The sequence below is a fragment of the Puniceibacterium sediminis genome (assembly GCF_900188035.1).
In the GTDB taxonomy this organism is placed as follows: Bacteria; Pseudomonadota; Alphaproteobacteria; order Rhodobacterales; family Rhodobacteraceae; genus Puniceibacterium; species Puniceibacterium sediminis.
Genome location: NZ_FZNN01000001.1, coordinates 263,655 through 285,115, shown reverse-complemented (window position 1 = coordinate 285,115; position 21,461 = coordinate 263,655). Strand labels below are relative to the sequence as shown.

The window sequence follows — 21,461 nt, the reverse complement described above, 5'->3', positions numbered from 1 at the left end:
ATAACTGGATGAACCTGTCACATCGCCTTTACTCCCGCTCGCTGGGCCTGCAACTTGGCCCAAGATTGAACGCCCTCAAGTCGGTGTTTCGACCGGGACAGCGTACGCCCGTCGCCGCGAACACCTCACCGCTAGTGCCTAACCTCGACATTACAACCCGTGTCGAGACGCCGGAGACATGCGCACAAGCCCAATATCGCACGCACGGCCAACTCCTCGCGCGGCAGGGCCGGTGGGATGAATTGGCCCGCCTGATCGCCGCAAGCGACCGTCAGCGTCTTGCCACGCCCGGTGCCACCTCAGTGGTTGACCTTCTGGCGCAAGGCGCACGGGGCGATGCCATGGAAGTCGCACGCGACGCCGCGCGGCGCGATGATGTACAGGGCACCAAAGCGGCCTTGGCCACGCTTGACGATATGCAGGCTGACTATCCCCACGACTACGGCATCGGTCTTGTCGTCGCTCAAGCGCATATAGAAATCGGTTGTGAATGGCGTGGTGAAAGCGGGCCAGAAGAAATTCTGACGCACCGTTTGGCCGCTTTCCATGCACACTTCCGGACCGCTGCACGGATTATCAATAGCTTCGACCCTTTTGAGCTTGACGCGCCGTCTCTTGCCGCCGCGCGCTGCGCTCTGCTCGTCGGGCATCCGCGCCCTGCCCCGCGGGTGGCCGACGACTACGAGGATATTATTGATTTCGACCCACACAACCCGAACCACATGCGCAATCTGGGCAATTACCTGCTGCCGCACTGGTTTGGCAGTTACGAGCATCTTGAGCTGGAAGCGCGGCGCACTGCGGCGCGCACCCGCGATATCTGGGGTGCCGGTGCCTATGTATGGGTGTATTTTGACGCGCTGGCGGTCGATCCAGAGGCATTCGGCCTGCTGGATGCCGAATACTTCGTAGAAGGCCTGCACGACATCGTCGCGCGGTGTTCGGATCAGCATACCATCAACCTTCTCGCTGCCTTTACGGGTTTCACGCTTGCGCAATCGGCCGCACCGGTCGATCTCCGCGACCGAATTTCGGGCTGTTTCGACTGGATCGTGCATGACCACCTGCGCGAGCTGCATCCGGTCGTTTGGGCGGCGGCGCTGCCAAAGGCAAAAACGAACCCGCAGACGGGTAATGGAGAGATCGCAGCCAGGGGTCGTGCGCGCGCCATGTCCTCGCTCGCCGGGCATTTTGCATCTGAAATCGAGCATGATCACAAGGACAACTTTGAACAGGACTGTTTGCGCATCGTCAACTGACCGCCCGCCCCCTTGCCCCGGAGCGGCACCTGCCCTAAGACCGGAGCGTTCATACGAATGAGGACGCAAGGCATGCTGGATCTGAGCTACGACTCCCCCAAGCCCAAGGTTATCGCCGGGGCCAAGCACGACTGGGAACTGGTGATCGGGATGGAGGTCCATGCCCAGATCGCGACGCAGGCCAAGCTGTTCTCGGGTGCGTCGACCAAATTCGGCGCGGAGCCGAACTCCAACGTCTCCTTTGTGGATGCGGCCATGCCAGGCATGCTGCCGGTGATCAACGAATTCTGCGTCGAACAAGCGGTGCGCACGGGGCTGGGCCTGAAGGCAAAGATCAACCTTTTCAGTGCATTCGACCGCAAGAACTACTTCTACCCTGACCTGCCGCAGGGCTATCAGATCAGCCAGCTTTACCACCCCATCGTGGGCGAGGGCGAAGTGCTGGTGGACATGGAGCCGGGCATTGCACGACTGGTGCGGATCGAACGGATCCATATCGAGCAGGACGCCGGGAAATCGATCCACGACATGGACCCGAACATGTCCTTCGTCGACCTCAACCGGACCGGTGTGGCGCTGATGGAGATTGTCAGCCGCCCCGACATCCGTGGACCCGAAGAGGCCGCGGCCTATGTTGTCAAGCTGCGTCAGATACTTAGGTACCTTGGCACCTGTGATGGCAACATGCAGAGCGGCAGTTTGCGGGCGGATGTGAACGTTTCGGTTTGCCGTCCCGGGCAATATGAAAAATATCAGGCGTCCCAGGATTTTGGCGATCTTGGCACGCGCTGCGAAATCAAGAACATGAACTCCATGAGGTTCATCCAGCAAGCCATTGATTACGAGGCAAAACGCCAGATCGCGATCCTTGAGTCCGGTGGTAAAATCGATCAGGAGACCCGGCTATACGATCCAGACAAGGGCGAGACGCGGTCGATGCGTTCGAAGGAAGAAGCCCATGATTACAGGTACTTCCCCGATCCTGATCTGCTGCCGCTGGAAATCGAGCAGGAGTGGGTCGATGCGATCGCGGCCTCGCTTCCGGAACTGCCTGACGCCAAGAAGGCCCGGTTCGTCAAGGATTTCGGCCTGTCGGAATATGATGCTTCTGTCCTGACCGCCGACACGGCAAATGCCGTTTACTTCGAAGAGGTTGTCGGCCTTTGTTCAGACGGAAAACTGTCGGCGAACTGGGTCATAAATGAGCTTTTCGGGCGCCTGAAAAAGGACGATCGGGACATTTCCGAGTCCCCGGTGACGCCAAAACAGCTGGCCGGGCTGATCACGCTGATCAAATCGGGCGATATCAACGGCAAAATCGCCAAGGATGTGTTCGAAATCGTGTTTAACGACGGCGGCGATCCCGCGGATATCGTTAAAGAAAAAGGCCTTCTTCAAGTAACTGACACCGGCGCGATCGAAACCGCAGTGGATGAGGTCATCGCGGCCAATCCGGCGCAGGTCGAAAAGGCGAAACAGAATCCGAAACTGGCGGGCTGGTTTGTTGGTCAGGTGATGAAATCCACCGGCGGCAAGGCCAACCCGGCGGCGGTGAACGCCATCGTAGCGGCGAAGCTGGGCCTGTAAAAACCGGCAAAATCGGCGTATGGAAGGCGTATGGAAGGCGTATGGTTTGCGTATGGCAACCGTATGGCTGGCGTATGGCGCCGTGCCATGATCAGAGGCGGCGATCAGCGTGAGCAGGTCGGCCCTTGCGGAATTTGCTGCGTCATCCGTTCCTTGCGCGCCCGCCCCGCAGGGCGGACGTAGAGACATGAACAGCCGTTAATCACCGTGTGGTTGAGGTCGCACTTGTTGATGTCGTGCTTGTTGTCGAACTGGTGCTTGATGCCAGGGTCGATAGAAATGACAGTCCCGGATTTGGCGAGCCGCTGCTGAGTCCACCAAGATCCGGCAGGACCTCATCGGCCATAACCGGCGGTGCGAGCACAAGTGTGAGGGCGGCCAGAGTGGCCGGGAACAGGAGCTTCATTTTAGGTGTACCTTTCGAGTTCAAGGCGGAACGCGCCTGCTCATGGCCCGAAGGACACATGCAGACTCGACCCGGGCTCTCCTCCCGCAAGCAATACCGCCTGCCCAACTCCACTTAAGCGTGTTAGTCATTTTGATTTCAATTGGCGCACTGCGAATGGTACGTGAAATACCGAATCCGCCCGGTGAATGGCCGGAATTGCCACCGCCACGCACACATTACGTGCGTTAAATAAAAAACCACAACCTTAGGTAGATGGAATCAGGCCCCGAGATCCAGAGACAGGGCGTGGATGCGGCCCATGAGGTCGGCGCCGAGGGCGCTGTGGACGGCGCGGTGGTTACTGATACGCGACTGACCTTGAAAAGCAGGGCTGCGGATCACCACATGAAAATGGCTTTCGCCGCCCTCCTGAAACCCAGAATGGCCCCGGTGGCTTTCGCTGTCATCGCGCACAATCAGTTCACTTGGATCGAATGCTTTGCGCAGACGCGTCTCGATTTCCTGAGTTCTGGTCATTTTTTAGCGTTCAACCTCTGTCATCTGTCGGTGGATAGTCTAGAGTTTGGCGTCCGAGTCGAAAAGGTGTTCCCATGAGCAAATCAGATCCATTCGGTTTCGACATGTCAGTGTCGTCTTCGAAAAAGAAAAATCCACGCGGGCGCCGCGGCATGTCCGGTGAGAGCACGACCTCTGTGAGGCTGTGCGAGCACGAGGGCTGTGAGGAGCCGGGCAAGTTCCGTGCGCCCAAGGCCCCGGATGTGCTGGACGACTTTTTCTGGTTCTGCAAGGACCATGTCCGCGAGTACAACCTCAAGTGGAACTTCTTCCACGGCAAGACCGAGGCCGAGATGAACGCCCAGGCCACATCGGACAAGGTCTGGGAGCGCAAGACCAAGGATTTCCGCGACACCGAGCAGCTGGCCTGGTCGCGGCTGGGCATCGAGGACCCGCATCAGGTGCTGGGCGACAATGCGACGCGCAATCCGGGCAAATCGATCACCGGTACCCGCCGCCTGCCCCCGACCGAACGCCGCGCGATCGAGATCCTTGAGTGCAAGGATCACTGGACCAAGGCCGAGGTGCGCAAGGCCTACAAGGGGCTGATCAAGGTGCTGCACCCGGATATCAACGGCGGCGACCGGTCGCAGGAAGAGCAGCTGCAAGAGGTCGTCTGGGCCTGGGATCAGATCAAGGACAGCCGGAACTTCAAGTGATCTGGATGGCCGGGTGGTGAAGACCGGGCGCTGCCTGGGCTGTTGGGTCGCAGCCTGCGGCCGCCCCAAACCGCCCGGCAGCTGGATACTGTTTGAGACGCCGCCGGGGGATCAGGCGGGTTTGAACACCAGGCTCACACCGTTGATGCAGTGACGTTTGCCTGTCGGGGGCGGGCCGTCGTCAAAGACGTGGCCAAGGTGCGATCCGCATCTGCGACAGTGTTCTTCGGTTCGCACACCAAACAGAGAACGATCCGCCTTATTTTCGACGGCGCCGTCGATGGCCGCATAAAAGCTGGGCCAGCCGGTGCCGCTGTCGAATTTCGTATTTGAGTCGTAAAGCGGCAGATCACAGCCGCGGCAGTGAAATGTCCCGGGGCGCTTTTCGTCATTCAGTGCCGAGGTGAAGGCGCGTTCGGTGCCTTCCTTGCGCATCACCTTGTATTCGAGATCCGACAGCATTGCCTTCCATTCGGCAGTGCTGCGGGTGATTTCGAAATCCTGTGCGGCCATCGCAGGCGCGTTTTGCAGCCCGAGGGCGGCGGCGGTGGTGGTCAGGAACAGGCGTCGGTTCATGGTATCCTCCCTTTTCGATGGGATGACTGTGCAGGCCCCGCCCCTGTCAGAGCAAGAGCGGGTGCCGCACATTTACGCGACCATAATGTGTGGTCAGGGGCATGATTGAGAGACAGCCATGCCGCGCCGGACGCAGAACTTGTGCGCTTCCCCTTGCCCCTTCGCGCGTTATGTTGCACCACGGGCACGACACAATTGCGCGACGCTAAAGGACGGTTTCATCATGGCTGACGGTACGACAATCGACATCAATGCAAAGCCGACCGAAGAGATCGACGTTCGCGAGGTTTTCGGAATTGACACCGACATGATCGTTCACGGGTTTCCCGACCGGACAGATCGTGTGCCCGACATCGACAGCACCTACAAATTCGACGCCGATACGACGCTGGCGATTCTGGCGGGGTTCCGCAACAACCGTCGCGTGATGATCCAGGGCTATCACGGCACGGGTAAATCGACGCATATCGAACAGGTGGCGGCGCGGCTGAACTGGCCTGCGGTGCGGGTGAACCTTGATTCGCACATCAGCCGTATCGACCTGATCGGCAAGGATGCGATCAAGCTGGTCGATGGCAAGCAGACCACCCAGTTTCAGGAGGGCATCCTGCCCTGGGCGCTGCGCAACCCCTGCGCCATCGTGTTCGACGAATATGATGCCGGGCGCGCGGATGTGATGTTCGTGATCCAGCGGGTGCTTGAGACCGACGGCAAGCTGACGCTGCTGGACCAGAACAAGGTGCTGACACCGCACAAGTATTTCCGCATCTTCGCCACCGCCAACACGGTCGGCCTGGGGGATACGACGGGCCTGTACCACGGCACGCAGCAGATCAACCAGGGTCAGATGGACCGCTGGTCGCTGGTTGCGACGCTGAACTATCTGAGCATCGATGCCGAAACGGCGATCGTCCTGTCCAAGAACCCGCACTACAACACTGACAAGGGCCGCAAGACCCTGCGCCAGATGGTGACGGTTGCGGATCTGACGCGGACGGCCTTCATGAACGGGGATCTGTCCACCGTGATGTCGCCGCGGACGGTGATCGCCTGGGCGCAGAACGCCGAGATTTTCCACAACATCGGCTATGCCTTCCGGGTCTCCTTCCTCAACAAATGTGACGAGCTTGAGCGTCAGACAGTGGCAGAATTCTATCAGCGCTGCTTTGACGAAGAGCTGCCCGAAAGCGCGGCTTCGCTCAGCATCGGGTGATAAGGGCCGCGCTGGTCCTGTTGCTGGGGGCGACTCCGGCGGCAGCGCAGGAGGCTGACGTCACCTGCGCCGCGCTTTGGTTGGGCTACGCGGATTTCGCGCGCGTCTCGGCCTATCTCGATATTGGTGATGCGGATCGGCAGGCGGCAAGGCACCGCGCGATGGCGATCCGCGCCGGGCTGTCGCCCAAAGATGCCGATCGTCAGATAGATGCGCAGCGGGGTGGCATGTTCCTGCTGGTGCGCGCCACGGTCGAAGATGATGATCCCCTGAGCAGACAGCTTTTCGAACGCCAGATGCAGCTATGTGCGGGGTGAGTCCTGCCGTTCTGATCGGCTGCTTTCTTTACAGTTTTAGAAAGATGCGGGCGCCGGGTTAAGCGTTTTGCCAGTTTTCCGGGCGCATCCTGACCGGCATGGCAAAGTTGCACCACACTCTGGGCACCCTGTGTGCCGCATTGATCTGGATCGCCGCGCTATCCGCGCCCGCCAGCGGCCTGCCAGCAGCCAAACGTGATCTGGCATATGTCTTTGCCGATTGCGCCGGGCGGATGTCGGCGATGATGGAATTCCAGTGGATGTTTGACGGCGCGGCGTCGGAGCGGACGGATGTGACCATCACCCGGTTTGATGTCCTGATTGATGCGACGGCGGGCCCTGAGCAGACCGGGCGCGAGTTGCTGAACTGGCGGATCGAGGCGAAGATGGCACAGTCGCGTCTGCTCAACCTCGCCACCTTTGGTCAGGATGAACGCCTGCGCCGTCAGGCCGCCCGCGCCGCCGCGCAATACGTGGCGCATTGCGAAGCACTGTTGCTGGGCTGAACGCCGCCCCCGGGGTCCGCAGGGATCAGTGACAGATCGGCACTTGTCAAACAGCGTTGGATGTCCAATTAGTCGGGGTATGGCTCAGCAATCCGACAACCCCGCAGATCCCTTCAAAAAGGCCCTCGCCGAGGCGACCAAGGTCATGGCGCACGACCGCGACCTGACGGTCAGCTATTCGGTCGACCCGTCCGGCGTGTCCGGCGATTCAATGCGCCTGCCGCAAGTGTCACGCCGCATGACCCGGGACGAGGTTCTGCTGGCGCGTGGCACGGCGGATGCGCTGGCCTTGTATCACCGCTATCACGATGCGCGCACGCACAGCCGTTACGCCCCGCCGGGTGACATGGCGCGCGAGCTGTACGAATCGATGGAGACTGCCCGCTGCGAGGCAATGGGCGCGCGGGACATGCCGGGAACGGCCGGGAATATCGACACCAAGATCGCCCACGAGGCGACGCGGCGCGGCTATGATCAGGTCAAGCAGGCGTCAGATGTGCCGCTGGCGGTTGGTGCGGGCTATCTGATCCGCCATCTGGCGACCGGGCGCGATCTGCCGCCGGGGGCGCAGAACGTGATGGATCTGTGGCGCGGGTTCATCGAGGATCAGGCTGGCGGATCGCTGGACGCGTTGCAGGACAAGCTGGCGAACCAGAGCGAATTCGCCAAGTTCGCGCGCCAGATCATTTCGGACCTCGGGTATGGCGACCAGCTGGGCGATGACCCGGACGACATGGACGACACCGCCGAGGATCAGGCCGAAGACGGTGGCGAAGAGGAGCAGGATCCCGATAGCACCGGCGATGACGAAGAGGGCGAAGAGGATTCCGAATCCTCGCCTGAGTCGTCGCAGGATGAGACTCAGGACAGTTCGCAAGCTCAGGTCAGCATGGACGAGCTGGCGGATCAGGAGCTGGGCGACGAGGCCGAGATGCCCGATGGCGAGGCCCCGATGGAGCCCCCCGCCCCGCAGCCGTTTTCCGATGCCGATCCGAATTACACCGTCTATGACAGCGCCCATGACGAAGAGATCAAGGCCGAGGATCTGGCCGAACCCGTCGAGCTTGAGCGCCTGCGCGCCTACCTTGATCAGCAGCTTGAACCGCTGAAGGGCGCGGTGTCACGGCTGGCCAACAAGTTGCAGCGGCGTCTTCAGGCGCAGCAGAACCGGTCATGGGAGTTCGACCTTGAGGAAGGGATACTGGACGCCGGGCGTCTGGCCCGCGTGGTGGTCAGCCCGACGACGCCGCTGTCCTTCAAGATCGAAAAGGACACCGAGTTCCGCGATACGGTGGTGACGCTGCTGCTGGACAATTCCGGGTCCATGCGCGGGCGGCCGATTTCGATCGCGGCGATCTGTGCGGATGTGCTGGCGCGCACGCTGGAGCGGTGCAACGTCAAGGTCGAGATCCTGGGCTTTACCACCAAGGCGTGGAAGGGCGGCATGGCGCGTGAAAAGTGGCTAAACGAGGGCCGCGAACAGCAACCCGGGCGACTGAACGACCTGCGGCACATCATCTACAAGGGGGCCGATGCGCCCTGGCGGCGGACGCGGTCGAACCTGGGTCTGATGATGAAAGAGGGCCTGCTGAAGGAAAACATCGACGGCGAGGCGCTGGAATGGGCGCACCGGCGGATGGTGAACCGGCCCGAGGCGCGCAAGATCCTGATGGTGATTTCCGATGGTGCGCCGGTGGACGATTCGACCCTGTCGGTGAACCCGGCGAATTATCTGGAAAAGCACCTGCGCGACGTGATCGCCATGGTCGAGCGGCGGCGTCAGGTCGAACTGCTGGCCATCGGCATCGGCCATGATGTGACACGGTACTACAACCGCGCCGTGACGATCACCGATGTAGAGCAGCTGGCCGGGGCGATGACCGAGCAGCTGGCATCGCTGTTTGATTCCGACCCACGGGCACGGGCCCGGGTCATGGGAATCAAGCGCGCGTCCTGATCTGGTTTCGGATCGGCTTTGCCGATCCGACCGGCGCGGCCATGCGGGCCGCGCATCCGGGGCGCTGCCCCCGTCGCCCATCATGCCAGAGGCCTGACTATGGCGCGACGGGCGGCTGCCCCGGAAAATTCAGGGGCAGATGAAACAGGCGCTTGCCTGTTCTGATCCGGTATCTGGAAATTCGGTCTGGCCGATTGGCGTTTTGGCAGCGGAAGCGAGCCAAAGGTTCCACTGGCGGGCTTTGGCTAAACCAGTAATCTGACGCGCAAAGACGAGGAGTAGGCATGTTTCAGTCATTTCAGGAAACCGCATCACCCGAACAGGGGCCAGCGCGTCTGGCAGCGCTGCGCGAGGCGTTGCAGGCTATGACGCTCGACGGGTTCATCGTGCCGCGCTCTGATGCGCATCAGGGCGAATATGTGGCCCCGCGCGACGACCGGCTGGCCTGGCTGACCGGGTTCACCGGATCGGCAGGGTATTGCGTGGCGCTGCGTGACAGCGCCGGTGTGTTTGTCGACAGCCGCTACCGGGTGCAGGTCAAGGCGCAGGTGGCCGATGTCTTTACCCCCGTCGACTGGCCCGAGGTGGGGCTGGCCGAGTGGATCGCCAAGGCGTTGCCGGATGGTGGGCGCGTCGGGTTTGATCCCTGGCTGCATGCGGTCGAACCGCTGCGCAGCCTACAGGGTAAGCTGGACACAGTGACGCTTGAGCGTTGCGCAAACCTTGTGGACCGGATCTGGGAGGATCAGCCGGCACCACCCACCGGCCAGGCCTCTGTCCAGCCGCCGGAACTGGCCGGTGAGGCGCATGGCGACAAGATCACGCGGCTGGCGGCAAGGCTGGGCCGGGCAGATACGGCGGTGATCACCCTGCCCGATTCAATCGCCTGGCTGCTGAATATCCGCGGGTCGGACATTCCGCGCAATCCGGTGGCGCATAGCTTTGCCCTGCTGCATGCCGACGCCACGGTCACGCTGTTCATCGACAAGGCCAAGCTGGTCGATCTGGGCGATCACCTTGGCCCCCGGGTGTCGGTCGTATCGCCGGACAGCTTTCTGGCCGTGCTTGCCACGCTGAGCGGGCCGGTGGCGATTGATCCGGCGACCTGCCCGGTGATTGTTGCCGATACGCTGTCCGAGGCCGGTATCGAGATGATCGAGGCGCAGGACCCCTGCGTCCTTCCCAAGGCCTGCAAGAACGAGACCGAGATCGCCGGATCCCGCGCGGCGCATCTGCGTGACGGGGCGGCGATGGTGCGGTTTCTGGCCTGGCTTGACCGCCAGCCGCCGGGCAGCCTGACCGAGATCGACGTGGTAAGCGCCCTGGAGGCAGAGCGGCGCGCCACCAATGCCCTGCGCGACATCAGTTTCGAGACGATCAGCGGTACTGGCCCACATGGGGCCATCGTGCATTACCGCGTGACGGAAAAGACCAATGCGCGGGTCGAGGACGGGCATCTGCTGCTGGTGGATTCCGGCGGGCAGTATGTCGATGGTACCACCGACATCACCCGCACCGTGGCCGTCGGCCATGTGGGCGAGGAAGAGGCCGCCGCCTTTACCCGCGTGCTGCGCGGCATGATCGCCATCAGCCGGGCGCGCTGGCCCAAGGGGCTGGCCGGGCGCGATCTGGACGCGCTGGCGCGTGTGCCGCTGTGGGAGGCGGGGCTGGATTACGGCCATGGCACCGGGCACGGCGTGGGCAGCTATCTGTGTGTGCACGAAGGTCCGCAGCGGCTGGCCCGCACGGGAACAGTGCCGCTGATACAAGGGATGATCCTGTCAAACGAGCCGGGCTTTTACCGGGAGGGTGCCTATGGTATCCGTATCGAGAACCTTATTGTGGTGACCGGCGCTCCGGCCCTGGCCGGGGCGAGTGTTCCGGATATGCTGTCTTTCGAGACATTGACCTATGTGCCGATCGACCGGCGGCTGATCGTGACAGAGATGCTGACCGGGCCCGAGACCGATTGGCTGAATGCCTATCATGCAACCTGTCGCGCGCGGCTGGAGCCTTTGGTCGAGTGCGAGGCAAGAGACTGGCTGATCGCGGCGACCGAACCGCTGTGACGCATCCGACATGAACCCGTTACACGGGCAAGAGACAAAGACAAAGTTTTGGGGAGAGACGACATGACGAAACATATCACCATCCGGCCCGCCGAGGGCACATGGGTTGTCCGCGCCGGCGGCGCCGTTCTGGGCGAGAGCAACAAGGCGCTGGAACTGACCGAGGGCGATCTGCCGTTCGTGATCTATTTCCCGAAGGCCGACATCGCCATGGCGATGCTGGACAGCACCGATCACAAGACAACCTGCCCGCACAAGGGCGAGGCGTCGTATTACTCGATCATGTCCAAAAGCCGCACCTACACCGACGCCGCCTGGTCCTATGAGGACCCCAAGCCCGAAGTGGCGGACATAAAGGGCTATATCGCCTTTTACGTTCAGGACGGCGTGATGGTCGAACAGGTCTGAGGTCATTGGCTGGGGCGGGTTCTGACAAGGGCCGCCCCGGTTAGACGGCGCTATGGCGTCAAGGGGGCGGGCTAAAGGCGATCGGCCCTGTGCTTGCGAGGTGCCTTTGCGTTCGGCAGGCAATATATGTCGGATACATCTCCGCGAGATGTTCTGAAGGTCAGATCACCACCAAGAATTTTTGAAGTCCGCTATCCGGAGATACTGTTGAAACAGTTGGTGCGCGACCGCCAACTGCGGAATCAGCGGAACACTTTTCCTGTGAAAGGCCGCTTCGCAAACACTGGTTTTAAGAGCCCAGCTAGCAAGAACAATATTCCGGAATTTAGACGCGAATTTCCAGTGGAGGACTATTTCAACAGTATGAGGACGAAGCGGACTTTGACAAAACTGCGGCCTCAGCTGTAGCAACGCCGAAGCAATCTTCGGTCGAGGGCTTGATCTTCTCAATGACGAAATTCGAAGTCCGACTAATGTTTGAATGGGGAGGACCCTGTTTGTGGGGCATGAATGAGGCGGCTCAAGCCACCTTTGGTGGCTATTCAAACCTGGAGAGCACCCTGCCATTATCTAATAAAATAAAGGCAAAACTGGGCGAGCTAATAGAAATTCACGACGGAGCCTTAGACTGGACAAATCCCGGTGGAGCCAGTCCCTGGTCAAAGCAGGACTTTGATAAGTTCGAGACCGAAGCAAACGCCATCCTGAAAACACTTCAAGCGGACCTGGGTGACCAGTTTCTGATTTGGTACGAGCCGATAGGTGGAGCTGAAAAGCGGTAGCTTTGGGCTCGAAGCGGTCCTTGACTGAAACTGAAGCTGGGCTGGCCCGTCACTTTTGCGGGCGGCGGGCGTTTGGGTGATTGCGGACCTGCATTTCGCCGCCTCAGCTGTGTTCTTCTGCCGCCGTGGCGGCCAGTGCGCGGTTGTAGGCCTTGAGCGCATCCAGATGATACAGCGCGCCCTGGATCACCGGCAGCTTGTCCGTGCCTTGCAGTTCAACCACCGGCAGGAATGGATTGCCGGTACGTTCAAACAGCGGCAAAACGGTGGCCAGCGTCGAGGATGAGGTCACGAACAGCGCCTGCTGGATCATCTCGGCGCAGGTCGCGGCGTCCTCTTCTGACAGGTCTTCGCTTTTGCGCATGACGGCGCTGACCCGGAACATCCGCAGAAGATAGGACTGCGGCCCGGCGGCAAGCTGGATGTTGCGGCGTTCAAGCTGGGTCAGGAAATAGGATCGGTCCACCAGCCGGGCCGCAAGGCTGGTCGACAGCGAGACCGACACCATCACCGCAAGCCCGGTCTGCCAGTCCCCGGTCAGTTCGAACACGATGAGGGTGGTGGAAATCGGCGCGCCCAGCACCGCCGCCGCGACCGCCCCCATGCCGGCCAAGGCATATAGCGTCGAGGCGCCGGAATTGTCCGGGAACAGCCCCGTGGCGATCAGGCCGAATGCCATTCCCGTCAGCGCGCCGATCATCAGAGAGGGCGAAAATATCCCGCCGCCCATGCGCCCGGCAAAGGTGATCGCCACGGCGATGACCTTGATCACGGTGAAGACGATTGCCTCGTGCAGGATCAGGTTGCCGGTGAGGGCGCGGCTGGTCGTTTCATAGCCGACGCCGATGATATGGGGATAAAAGATTGCCAGCGCGCCAAGCAGCAGTCCGGCGGTGGCCGGGCGCAAGAGGTTCGGCATCTTCAGGCCGCGCTGCAGCCGGGTGCCAAGGTCATCAGCCCAGAAGATGCCGCGCATGGTCACAACGGCCACCAGCCCGCAGACCAGGCCCAGTATCAGAAAGGCCGGCAGTTCCAGATAGAATTCGACCGTTGTGGTGCCGGGCAGGCGGAATTCGGTGACGTTGCCGAAGGCCAGCCGGTTGATCACCGTCCCTGCGGCCGAGGCGATGACGATGGGGGCAAAGGCGTGCAGGGCAAAGTGGCGCAGCACGACTTCGAGCGCGAAGAGCGCCCCGGCAATGGGCGCGTTGAAGGAGGCAGAGACGGCCGCCGCCACGGCACAGCCCAACAGGTCACGTCCGGTGATTCCGTCGGCGTGAATCAGATTGCTGACCCAGCTCGACATCATCGCGGCCATATGGACGACCGGCCCTTCGCGCCCCGACGACCCGCCCGTCGACAGGGTGATCCAGGAGGCCAGAATGGATGCGATGCCGGCCTTGCGTTCGACCCGCCCGTTATAAAGAGCCGCGCCTTCGATCACGTCAGCGACGGCGCGGACACGGCCATCGGGTGTGAAGAAATGCATGATCAGCCCCACAACCAATCCACCCGCCACCGGAATCAGCAGCACCCAATACCACGGCAGCGTCTGGGCAAAGCTGGCCAGCAGGTTGACATCTTCGGTTCCGTAGAGGGCTGTTTGCAGTGTCTCGATCGCCTTGCGGAACAAAAGCGCGGCGGTGCCGGCGGCGATTCCGATGGCCAGAGCGATGAACCAGAACTGGATCTGACCGGGACCGCGTTCGCGCAGCAGTTGCCATCCGCGGCCACAACTCGCCGTTGCCTTGCGCCACTGTCGTTTCACCTGCAGGTCCGGCGCCATGCCACCTCCGTCATCAGGGTTTCACACAGGTGGCGACCGGGCTAGGATCGCGCCTGATATGACCGGAGAATTCCATGTACCAGCCCCAGGCCCTGTCCGCCCTTGGTTCTTTTCTAGGCCAACGGTTGAGTACCTCCAAGTCCGATTTGGACCTGCATGGCCAATCAGAGTCCTATTTTTCCCTCAGCCCGCCCGACGCGGTCGCCTATCCGCAGAACACCGGGGAGGTGCAGAAGATCATGCGGATCTGTGCGGAACACGACATGCCGGTTATCGGCTGGGGTATGGGGACCTCACTTGAAGGTCATGCGCTGCCGGTAAACGGCGGGCTGGTGGTCGATTTCCGGCTGATGGACAAGGTGCTGGAAATCCGCGCGGCGGACATGGATGTGGCGGTGCAGCCCGGCGTGACCCGCGAGGCGCTGAACGAAGAGCTGCGCGCGACCGGGCTTTTCTTTTCCGTCGATCCGGGGGCGAATGCGTCGTTGGGCGGCATGGCGGCGACCGGGGCATCGGGGACAACCACGGTGCGCTATGGCACGATGCGCGACAACGTGCTGGGTCTGCAGGTCGTGCTGGCCGATGGCCGGGTGATCCGCACCGGTGGCCGCGCGCGCAAGTCAGCGGCGGGCTATGACCTGACCGGGCTGATGGTCGGATCCGAAGGCACGCTGGGCCTGATCACCGAACTGACCCTGCGCCTGCATGGCCTGCCCGAGGCCGTGTCGGCCGGGGTCTGCGCCTTTACCCGCAACGAGGATGCGGTGAATACCGTGCTGGACACGATCCAGATGGGCATTCCGGTGGCGCGGATCGAATTCGTCGATACGGCGACGGCTGCGGCCTTCAACGCCTATGCCGGGACCAACCTGCCCGCCTGCCCCCACCTGATGGTGGAATTCCATGGATCACCCGATTCTGTCGCGCAGGATGCCGCCCGCTTTGGCGAAGTCGCGGCGGATCACGACGGCTTGGGCTTTCAGTGGTCCACCAAGGAAGAGGACCGTCGCGCACTTTGGGCGATGCGGCACAATGCCTATTACGCCATCCTTGCATCGCGCCCCGGCGCACGGGCGATGGTGACGGATGTCTGCGTGCCGATCTCGCGGCTGGCGCGCGCGGTGACGGAAACCCAGGCCGATCTTGCGCAGGCGTCGATTCCGGGGCCGATTCTGGGCCATGTGGGGGATGGCAACTTTCACAGCGTCCTGTTGATCGATCCCACCCGCCCCGAGGAGCTGAGCGAGGCGCGCAGGCTGTCGCACCGCATGGTGAAGCGGGCGCTGGATCTGGGCGGCACGGCGACGGGGGAACATGGCGTCGGCATGGGCAAGCTGGAATACATGGAGCGTGAACACGGCGAAGGCTGGGATGTGATGACCACGTTGAAACAGGCGCTGGACCCGCAGGGCATCCTTAATCCGGGCAAGCTGATCCGTCCGGTCTGAGGCTGTTACGGTGCGATGAGTCACGCCGACGAAGCGAGGCGGCGGCGATGGGGCAGCGCCCCCGCCCTAGCCTGCGAGAAGCGCGCGCGCGGCGGCGCGGGCCTCGGCGGTGACGGTGTCACCAGCCAGCATCCGGGCGATTTCGCCTTCGCGGGCGGCGCTGTCCAGCGGGACCACGGTCGAGGTGGTCACATCGCCGTCCACACGCTTTTCCACCCGCCAGTGATGCGCGCCAAGGGCCGCGACCTGCGGCGAATGGGTGACCACCAGAACCTGACCGCCCGTCGCCAGCGCCGACAGACGCCGCCCGACCGCATCCGCGGTTGCGCCGCCGACACCGCGGTCAATTTCGTCGAATATCATTGTGACGCCGCGGTTACGCTCTTTGGACAGGCAGACCTTGAGCGCCAGAAGAAAGCGGCTGAGTTCACCGCCCGAGGCGATCTTGCCCAGAGGGCCTGCCGGTGCGCCGGGATTTGTGGCGACGGTAAAGGCAACGACATCGCGCCCTTCGGGACCTGCCGGGCCGTCGGTGATGGCGGTCTGGAACACCGCGCGTTCCATCTTGAGCGGGGCGAGTTCCGCCGTGACAGCCGCGTCGAGGCGACTGGCGGCTGCGCGGCGCGCGGCAGACAGGGCATCGGCGGCGGCGGCGTAGTCGGAATTGGCGGTATAAAGATCCGCCTTCAGCGTGGCCAGATCCGCAGCGCCCGCATCCAGCGCCGCCAGTTTCGTCTGCAATCCAGCGGCAAATTCGGCCAGTTCATCGGGTGCGACCTGATGTTTCCGGGCAAGCGCGCGGATGGCAAAGAGACGCTCTTCGGCGTTCTCCAGCGCGTGGGGGTCAAAGTTCAGCCCGTCAAGGCAGCTTTCGACACCGGCGGTCGCCTCGCCCAGCTCGACCATGGCACGTTCCAGCGCGGCCAGCGGCGCCTCGAGCGCGCCCTCGGCCCGGTCTGCAACACCTTCGAGCCAGCGCAGCGCATCCCCCATGGCCTGTTCGGCCCCACCTGCCAGCGCGGCGCGGGCGCGGGTGATATCCTCGCGGATGCGTTCGGCGCCCTGCATATTGCGGCGCTGCATATCAAGCTGTGCCTCTTCGCCCGGTTGCGGGTCGAGCGTTTCCATTTCGGCCACGGCGTGGCGCAGGAAATCCTCTTCGGCGCGGACGGCATCAAGCGCGGTTTGGGCCGTGGCCAGTGCCCTTTCCGCCTTGGCCTGTCGGGTCCAGGCCTTGCGCGTCGCATCAAGCGCCTGTTCCAGCCCGGCATAACTGTCCAGAAGAGTCCGGTGGCCACGCGGGTTCAGCAGGCCGCGATCATCATGCTGGCCGTGCAGTTCCACCAGCGTTTCCGACAGGGCGCGCAGCACCTCGCCCGAGCAGCGGCGGTCGTTGACCCAGGCGGTCTTGCGCCCGTCGGAACCGTTCACCCGGCGCAGGATCAGTTCTGAGCCGACGGGCAGTCCCGCATCTTCGAGCACCAGACGCGCCATGTGATCGGGAGAGAGGTCGAAGACTGCCGTCACCTCGCCCTGATCCGCGCCCGCGCGCACCAGTTCGGCGCGACCGCGCCAGCCAAGCACGAAGCCCAGTGAATCCAGCAGGATGGATTTACCCGCGCCGGTTTCGCCGGTCAGCACGTTCAGGCCCGGCTGAAAGGCAAGTTCCAGCCGGTCGATGATCAGCATGTCGCGGATTTCAAGCGCGCGCAGCATGGAACGTTCCCCCGGGGACGGCGAATGCCCGTCCCGAACCTAGAGCCACTGCCCTTTGATCATCTGGCGATAAATCTTGGACAGCCAGTTGTTGCCCGACGCCTTCAGTTCAAGCCCGCGCCCGGTCAGCAGCTTGTAGCTGTCCTGATACCATTCGGTGGACTGATAGTTGTAGCCCAGAATCGCACCAGCGGCCTGCGCCTCTTCGGTCAGCCCCAGTGACAGGTAGCTTTCCACCAGACGGTGCAGCGCCTCTGCGGTATGCGAGGTGGTCTGGAAATCTTCGACCACGACGCGGAACCGGTTGACGGCGGCGGCGTAGTTCTTGCGCTTGAGATAATAGCGCCCGATCTCCATCTCCTTGCCGGCAAGGTGATCGAAAGCCAGATCGAATTTGAGAATCGACGAGCGGGCATATTCGCTGTCGGGATAGCGTTCGATCACGGTGCGCAGGCTCTGCAGCGCCTGAAAGGTCAGCCCCTGATCGCGGCCGACCTCTTCGATCTGGTCATAGTAGGACAGCGCCAGCAGGTACTGCGCATAGGCGGCATCGTCTTCAAGCGGATAGAAGTCGATATAGCGCTGCGCGGCGGAACGGCTGTTTTCGTAGTCCTTGTCACGATGGTAGGCAAAGGCCTGCATGATCAGCGCGCGTTTGCCCCAGTCCGAATAGGGGTAAAGACGCTCGATCTCGCCAAAGTAGAAGGCTGCCTGAGTCGGATCGTTGCGGTTCAGTTCGAACTCGCCCCGCTCATAGATCTGTTCAGCTGTGAAATTTTCGAGTTCGGGATTTCGGCCCAGGCTGGTTGTGGCACCACGGTCGCCACAGGCCGACACCAGGCCCATTACCAGAACTGCCCCGATCACAGAAAGTCGCGACCTGCCGCCTGTCATGCCTGCTCACCCTTGATTGCGTATTGCAGGACCCCGGGCCCCGCTATTGCCACCGGTCCTAGCACAGAAAATTCCGGTGCAAAACGCCTTTGCACCGTTTTCCGCTGACCCAATGTCAGAAGCTATACCGAACGGTTCAGGCGACTGCCGGAATCTCGTGACGGTTGACGCCGGCACCGGGCAGACGCGCCGCGGTTTCGGCGGATACGGCGGACATCCGGAAGGCCCCCGGCGTGCTGAACAGTTTGCGCAGCAGCAGGTTTGTCAGGGTGTGTCCCGCCTTGTGGCCGGTGTAATGGCCCAGGATGGGCGCACCGGCCAGGGCCAGATCCCCCAGCGCATCCAGCATCTTGTGGCGCACGGCTTCGTCCGGATGGCGCAGGCCACCGGGGCTGAGCACCTTGTCGCCATCGACGACCACGGCATTGTTCATCGTGCCACCAAGCGCCAGACCCTGTTCGCGCATCGCGTCCACATCCGCCTGACGGCAGAAGGTGCGGCTGTCGCACAATTCGCGCACAAAGGTGCCGTTGCGCAGATCAAGCGACATGTTCTGCGTTCCGATCGCCTTGTCGGCAAAATCGATGTGGAAATCCATCGTCAGGCCACCCGACCCGGGTTCGAGCCGCGCCCAGCCCTGATCGGTTCTGACCTCGACAGGTGCCAGAATTTCGATGACGCGCACTTCGGTATCAAGATCACGAACACCACGGTCCAGAATGCCGCGCACAAAGGGGGCGGCGGATCCGTCAAGGATCGGCACTTCGGGGCCGTCGATTTCAATCAGGGCGTTGTGCACACCGCAGCCGACCAGCGCGGCCATCACATGTTCGATGGTCGAGACAGACACGCCGACGCGGTTGAAGATGCGTGTGCAAAGCGGTGTATGTTCGGTCGCGTCCCAGCGGGCGGGCACCATGGCATCGCCAACGGCAATATCCGTACGCTTGAACCAGACGCCGTATTCGGCCGAGGCAGGACGAATGGTCAGACGCGCGGGTTTGCCGGAGTGGAGTCCGACACCTGAAAATGAGATCGCTGATCTGATAGTGGTCTGCACGGCTTAATCCTTACGGCTAGGCGAAAACGTTTATAGCCCGTTAACGCTCTGAAACTAATTAAAGGGTCACCTCTGTTGTCTCAAATCAAAGATTGCAACGTTCTGAAACATCACCGTGCACTGCGTCGGCGCATCCCCGCGCAACGCTAAAGATCACCACGCAATAGGCTGATATAAAACAAAAAAACGCCCCCGAAATTCGGAGGCGTTTCTGTAACATCGTGTTCAGTCTGAACGACTTGGTTCAGTTTGCCTGACGCCGCAGGAAGGCGGGGATTTCAATCCGCTCCTGATCTGCGTCGGTTTCCTGATCGATCATCGGGTCCGGCTGCAGCTGCTTGCGGGTCTGAACCGGCGGCTGTTGACGGCGGGGGGCTTGCGCCTCTTGTCCATGGCCAGTCATGCGGTTGATCAGTGAATTGATGCCAAAGCGCGGATTGCGGTCGCTTTCGGCGGGTTCTTGCGGTGCGGGGGCGGCCGAACGTCCCATGCCCTGCGGCTGGTTCGGACGGGTGCGCGCGGCAGCGGCCTGAAGACGCGCCATCGTTTCAGCCGACGGCGTGCCGGGGGCCGGAGCACGGGGCGCGACAAAGGTATCCGGCTCGGCCTCGATTTCGGAACGGGGCTGGAACTGGGCTACTTTCGGCTTGTAGGCCGGGGGCGGCAGGCCGTCATCCTGGGCTGCAACCTCTTCGTACTGCTCGTCTTCCTCGAACACTTCTTCCTGATGACGCTGCGCGCCGGCCATGCCTTCGAACAGCGAGGGCTCTTCTTCCTCGTACTCAGGCTCGACCTTCTGGGCCGCAACAGGCTGCGGCTTGGCGACCGGAGCGGCGGGAACCTCATGAGCCTGCTGCTTGAGCGGCTGAGCCAGCGAACGGCGCGGCACGGGAACTTCGGTGTTCACATCCATTGCGTCGATGCCAGTGGCCACAACGCTGACGCGCATCCGGCCTTCCATCGAGGCGTCGAGGGTCGAGCCGACGATGATGTTCGCATCTGCATCGACTTCTTCGCGGATGCGGTTGGCGGCTTCGTCGAGTTCGAACAGGGTGAGGTCGTGCCCGCCGGTGATGTTGATGAGAACACCCCGTGCGCCACGCAGGCTGATTTCGTCGAGCAGCGGGTTCGCGATGGCCTTTTCGGCGGCCTGGATGGCGCGATCTTCGCCCTCGGCTTCGCCCGTGCCCATCATCGCCTTGCCCATTTCGTCCATCACGGCGCGAACGTCGGCAAAGTCGAGGTTGATCAGGCCCGGACGGACCATCAGGTCAGTCACGCCCTTGACGCCCTGATAGAGGACATCGTCTGCCAGAGAGAAGGCTTCGGTAAAGGTGGTCTTTTCATTCGCCAGACGGAACAGGTTCTGGTTCGGAATGATGATCAGCGTGTCGACAACCTTCTGGAGCGCTTCGACGCCGGCCTCGGCCTGCTTCATGCGCTTGTTGCCCTCAAACTGGAAGGGCTTGGTCACGACGCCGACGGTCAGAACGCCAAGTTCCCGCGCGGCCTGCGCGATGATCGGCGCGGCGCCGGTTCCGGTGCCACCGCCCATGCCGGCGGTGATGAAACACATGTGTGCCCCGGCCAGATGATCGACGATCTGTTCGATGCTTTCTTCGGCTGCGGCGGCGCCAACGCTTGCGCGGGCCCCTGCCCCAAGACCTTCGGTGACTTTCACACCAAGCTGAACCTTTGACACCGACTTGGACTGCTGCAGCGCCTGAGCGTCGGTGTTGGCGACGACGAAATCGACGCCGTCCAGTTCCTTTTCGATCATGTTGTTGACCGCGTTACCACCGGCACCCCCTACGCCGAACACCGTGATCCGAGGTTTCAGGTCTTCTTGTCCGGGCATAGTAAGGTTGAGTGCCATGTAAAATTTCCGCCTGTATTAACCGCCCGTTTTTCGGGCTTGCTGCCATAGGTTTTAGGAAATCTAACCCGCCGGGGCGGTCACGTCACGCAAAATATCTAAAAAAGGCACAATTTGTGGGGGCTTTGGGCGGAAATACACCAGTAACGGGGCGTCAAGACTAATTGTGGTGGCCCAACTACAGCGCACCACTACAGGCACCCCCGGACATCCGCCGGGCGCGCTAAAAATCTGCTTGTGTTCGATGGTCGCTGCTCGACCGGATTTCGCCTCATTATGTGCTATGCACTGCGCCTCTGACGGGCGCTGACCCAAGATCGCCTATTAGCGACGGAATGTCATCCGGTTTCTTCGGCAAAGCGACGTCGCTGGCGATTGTCCGCA

The 21,461-nt window shown here is 62.0% G+C and carries 18 protein-coding genes; 11 read left to right on the top strand and 7 right to left on the bottom strand.

The features are described from left to right. The first annotated feature begins 8 nt into the window (after window positions 1-8). Window positions 9-1,259 (top strand): hypothetical protein, encoded by a 1,251-nt coding sequence (locus CHB75_RS01370; RefSeq protein ID WP_141135061.1) that lies wholly within the window; start codon window positions 9-11, stop codon window positions 1,257-1,259. A gap of 72 nt (window positions 1,260-1,331) precedes the next feature. Beyond that, window positions 1,332-2,846, top strand: a complete 1,515-nt coding sequence (gene gatB, locus CHB75_RS01365; protein ID WP_089268719.1) for an Asp-tRNA(Asn)/Glu-tRNA(Gln) amidotransferase subunit GatB — start codon at window positions 1,332-1,334, stop codon at window positions 2,844-2,846. 667 nt (window positions 2,847-3,513) lie between these two features. Here gatB and CHB75_RS01360 read toward each other — a convergent pair. Further along, complete coding sequence (locus tag CHB75_RS01360) at window positions 3,514-3,771, bottom strand: BolA family protein (RefSeq protein ID WP_089268718.1); 258 nt, start codon at window positions 3,769-3,771, stop codon at window positions 3,514-3,516. A 74-nt stretch (window positions 3,772-3,845) separates the two neighbouring features. On the opposite strand from CHB75_RS01360, the gene CHB75_RS01355 reads away from it, so the two are divergent. After that, the gene (locus CHB75_RS01355) at window positions 3,846-4,469 is read left to right on the top strand and encodes a J domain-containing protein (RefSeq protein WP_089268717.1); all 624 of its coding nucleotides are present in this window, start codon (window positions 3,846-3,848) and stop codon (window positions 4,467-4,469) included. A gap of 111 nt (window positions 4,470-4,580) precedes the next feature. Here CHB75_RS01355 and msrB read toward each other — a convergent pair whose 3' ends face one another. Beyond that, complete coding sequence (msrB, locus tag CHB75_RS01350; protein ID WP_089268716.1) at window positions 4,581-5,045, bottom strand: peptide-methionine (R)-S-oxide reductase MsrB; 465 nt, start codon at window positions 5,043-5,045, stop codon at window positions 4,581-4,583. Window positions 5,046-5,268: 223 nt separating this feature from the next. Between msrB and cobS the strand changes: the two genes are divergently transcribed. The 7 genes from cobS (at window position 5,269) to CHB75_RS01315 (ending at window position 12,297) form a co-directional block, all read left to right on the top strand. After that, entirely contained in the window at window positions 5,269-6,258 is a 990-nt protein-coding gene (gene cobS, locus CHB75_RS01345) for a cobaltochelatase subunit CobS (RefSeq protein WP_089268715.1), read from the top strand. After that, window positions 6,255-6,575, top strand: a complete 321-nt coding sequence (locus CHB75_RS01340) for a hypothetical protein (RefSeq protein WP_089268714.1) — start codon at window positions 6,255-6,257, stop codon at window positions 6,573-6,575. The genes cobS and CHB75_RS01340 overlap by 4 nt, the downstream gene beginning before the upstream one ends. 98 nt (window positions 6,576-6,673) lie before the next feature. Beyond that, a complete protein-coding gene (locus CHB75_RS01335; RefSeq protein WP_089268713.1) occupies window positions 6,674-7,081 on the top strand; it encodes a hypothetical protein in 408 nt (135 codons plus the stop codon). A gap of 79 nt (window positions 7,082-7,160) precedes the next feature. Beyond that, window positions 7,161-9,038, top strand: a complete 1,878-nt coding sequence (gene cobT, locus CHB75_RS01330; RefSeq protein WP_089268712.1) for a cobaltochelatase subunit CobT — start codon at window positions 7,161-7,163, stop codon at window positions 9,036-9,038. A 284-nt stretch (window positions 9,039-9,322) separates the two neighbouring features. Beyond that, window positions 9,323-11,107: an aminopeptidase P family protein gene (locus tag CHB75_RS01325; protein ID WP_089268711.1), complete on the top strand. Its 1,785-nt coding sequence runs from the start codon at window positions 9,323-9,325 to the stop codon at window positions 11,105-11,107. Between the two features lie 63 nt (window positions 11,108-11,170). Next, window positions 11,171-11,515, top strand: a complete 345-nt coding sequence (locus tag CHB75_RS01320; protein WP_089268710.1) for a DUF427 domain-containing protein — start codon at window positions 11,171-11,173, stop codon at window positions 11,513-11,515. A 449-nt stretch (window positions 11,516-11,964) separates the two neighbouring features. Next, window positions 11,965-12,297: a hypothetical protein gene (locus CHB75_RS01315; protein ID WP_141135060.1), complete on the top strand. Its 333-nt coding sequence runs from the start codon at window positions 11,965-11,967 to the stop codon at window positions 12,295-12,297. A 103-nt stretch (window positions 12,298-12,400) separates the two neighbouring features. Here CHB75_RS01315 and CHB75_RS01310 read toward each other — a convergent pair whose 3' ends face one another. Then, window positions 12,401-14,083, bottom strand: coding sequence for a chloride channel protein (locus CHB75_RS01310; RefSeq protein WP_089268708.1), 1,683 nt, complete (start codon window positions 14,081-14,083; stop codon window positions 12,401-12,403). Between the two features lie 74 nt (window positions 14,084-14,157). Between CHB75_RS01310 and CHB75_RS01305 the strand changes: the two genes are divergently transcribed. After that, window positions 14,158-15,531 (top strand): FAD-binding oxidoreductase, encoded by a 1,374-nt coding sequence (locus tag CHB75_RS01305; RefSeq protein WP_089268707.1) that lies wholly within the window; start codon window positions 14,158-14,160, stop codon window positions 15,529-15,531. A gap of 66 nt (window positions 15,532-15,597) precedes the next feature. Here the strand turns inward: CHB75_RS01305 and recN are convergent, their stop codons facing one another. The 4 genes from recN to ftsZ form a co-directional block, all read right to left on the bottom strand. Next, window positions 15,598-17,247 carry a DNA repair protein RecN gene (gene recN, locus CHB75_RS01300; protein WP_089268706.1) on the bottom strand — a complete coding sequence of 550 codons (1,650 nt, stop codon included), beginning with the start codon at window positions 17,245-17,247 and terminating at the stop codon, window positions 15,598-15,600. A gap of 39 nt (window positions 17,248-17,286) precedes the next feature. Beyond that, window positions 17,287-18,141, bottom strand: a complete 855-nt coding sequence (locus CHB75_RS01295; RefSeq protein WP_089268705.1) for an outer membrane protein assembly factor BamD — start codon at window positions 18,139-18,141, stop codon at window positions 17,287-17,289. 136 nt (window positions 18,142-18,277) lie between these two features. Continuing rightward, entirely contained in the window at window positions 18,278-19,201 is a 924-nt protein-coding gene (gene lpxC, locus CHB75_RS01290; RefSeq protein WP_089268704.1) for a UDP-3-O-acyl-N-acetylglucosamine deacetylase, read from the bottom strand. 244 nt (window positions 19,202-19,445) lie between these two features. Continuing rightward, a complete protein-coding gene (ftsZ, locus tag CHB75_RS01285) occupies window positions 19,446-21,077 on the bottom strand; it encodes a cell division protein FtsZ (RefSeq protein ID WP_089268703.1) in 1,632 nt (543 codons plus the stop codon). Between the last annotated feature and the right edge of the window lie 384 nt (window positions 21,078-21,461).

Excerpts from the sequence above, each read along its gene's own strand:
- CHB75_RS01370 (WP_141135061.1), top strand. The coding sequence starts at position 9 with ATGAACCTGTCACATCGCCTTTACTCCCGCTCGCTGGGCCTGCAACTT.
- gatB (WP_089268719.1), top strand. The coding sequence starts at position 1,332 with ATGCTGGATCTGAGCTACGACTCCCCCAAGCCCAAGGTTATCGCCGGG.
- CHB75_RS01360 (WP_089268718.1), bottom strand. The coding sequence starts at position 3,771 with ATGACCAGAACTCAGGAAATCGAGACGCGTCTGCGCAAAGCATTCGAT.
- CHB75_RS01355 (WP_089268717.1), top strand. The coding sequence starts at position 3,846 with ATGAGCAAATCAGATCCATTCGGTTTCGACATGTCAGTGTCGTCTTCG.
- msrB (WP_089268716.1), bottom strand. The coding sequence starts at position 5,045 with ATGAACCGACGCCTGTTCCTGACCACCACCGCCGCCGCCCTCGGGCTG.
- cobS (WP_089268715.1), top strand. The coding sequence starts at position 5,269 with ATGGCTGACGGTACGACAATCGACATCAATGCAAAGCCGACCGAAGAG.
- CHB75_RS01335 (WP_089268713.1), top strand. The coding sequence starts at position 6,674 with ATGGCAAAGTTGCACCACACTCTGGGCACCCTGTGTGCCGCATTGATC.
- cobT (WP_089268712.1), top strand. The coding sequence starts at position 7,161 with ATGGCTCAGCAATCCGACAACCCCGCAGATCCCTTCAAAAAGGCCCTC.
- CHB75_RS01325 (WP_089268711.1), top strand. The coding sequence starts at position 9,323 with ATGTTTCAGTCATTTCAGGAAACCGCATCACCCGAACAGGGGCCAGCG.
- CHB75_RS01320 (WP_089268710.1), top strand. The coding sequence starts at position 11,171 with ATGACGAAACATATCACCATCCGGCCCGCCGAGGGCACATGGGTTGTC.
- CHB75_RS01315 (WP_141135060.1), top strand. The coding sequence starts at position 11,965 with ATGACGAAATTCGAAGTCCGACTAATGTTTGAATGGGGAGGACCCTGT.
- CHB75_RS01310 (WP_089268708.1), bottom strand. The coding sequence starts at position 14,083 with ATGGCGCCGGACCTGCAGGTGAAACGACAGTGGCGCAAGGCAACGGCG.
- CHB75_RS01305 (WP_089268707.1), top strand. The coding sequence starts at position 14,158 with ATGTACCAGCCCCAGGCCCTGTCCGCCCTTGGTTCTTTTCTAGGCCAA.
- recN (WP_089268706.1), bottom strand. The coding sequence starts at position 17,247 with ATGCTGCGCGCGCTTGAAATCCGCGACATGCTGATCATCGACCGGCTG.
- CHB75_RS01295 (WP_089268705.1), bottom strand. The coding sequence starts at position 18,141 with ATGACAGGCGGCAGGTCGCGACTTTCTGTGATCGGGGCAGTTCTGGTA.
- ftsZ (WP_089268703.1), bottom strand. The coding sequence starts at position 21,077 with ATGGCACTCAACCTTACTATGCCCGGACAAGAAGACCTGAAACCTCGG.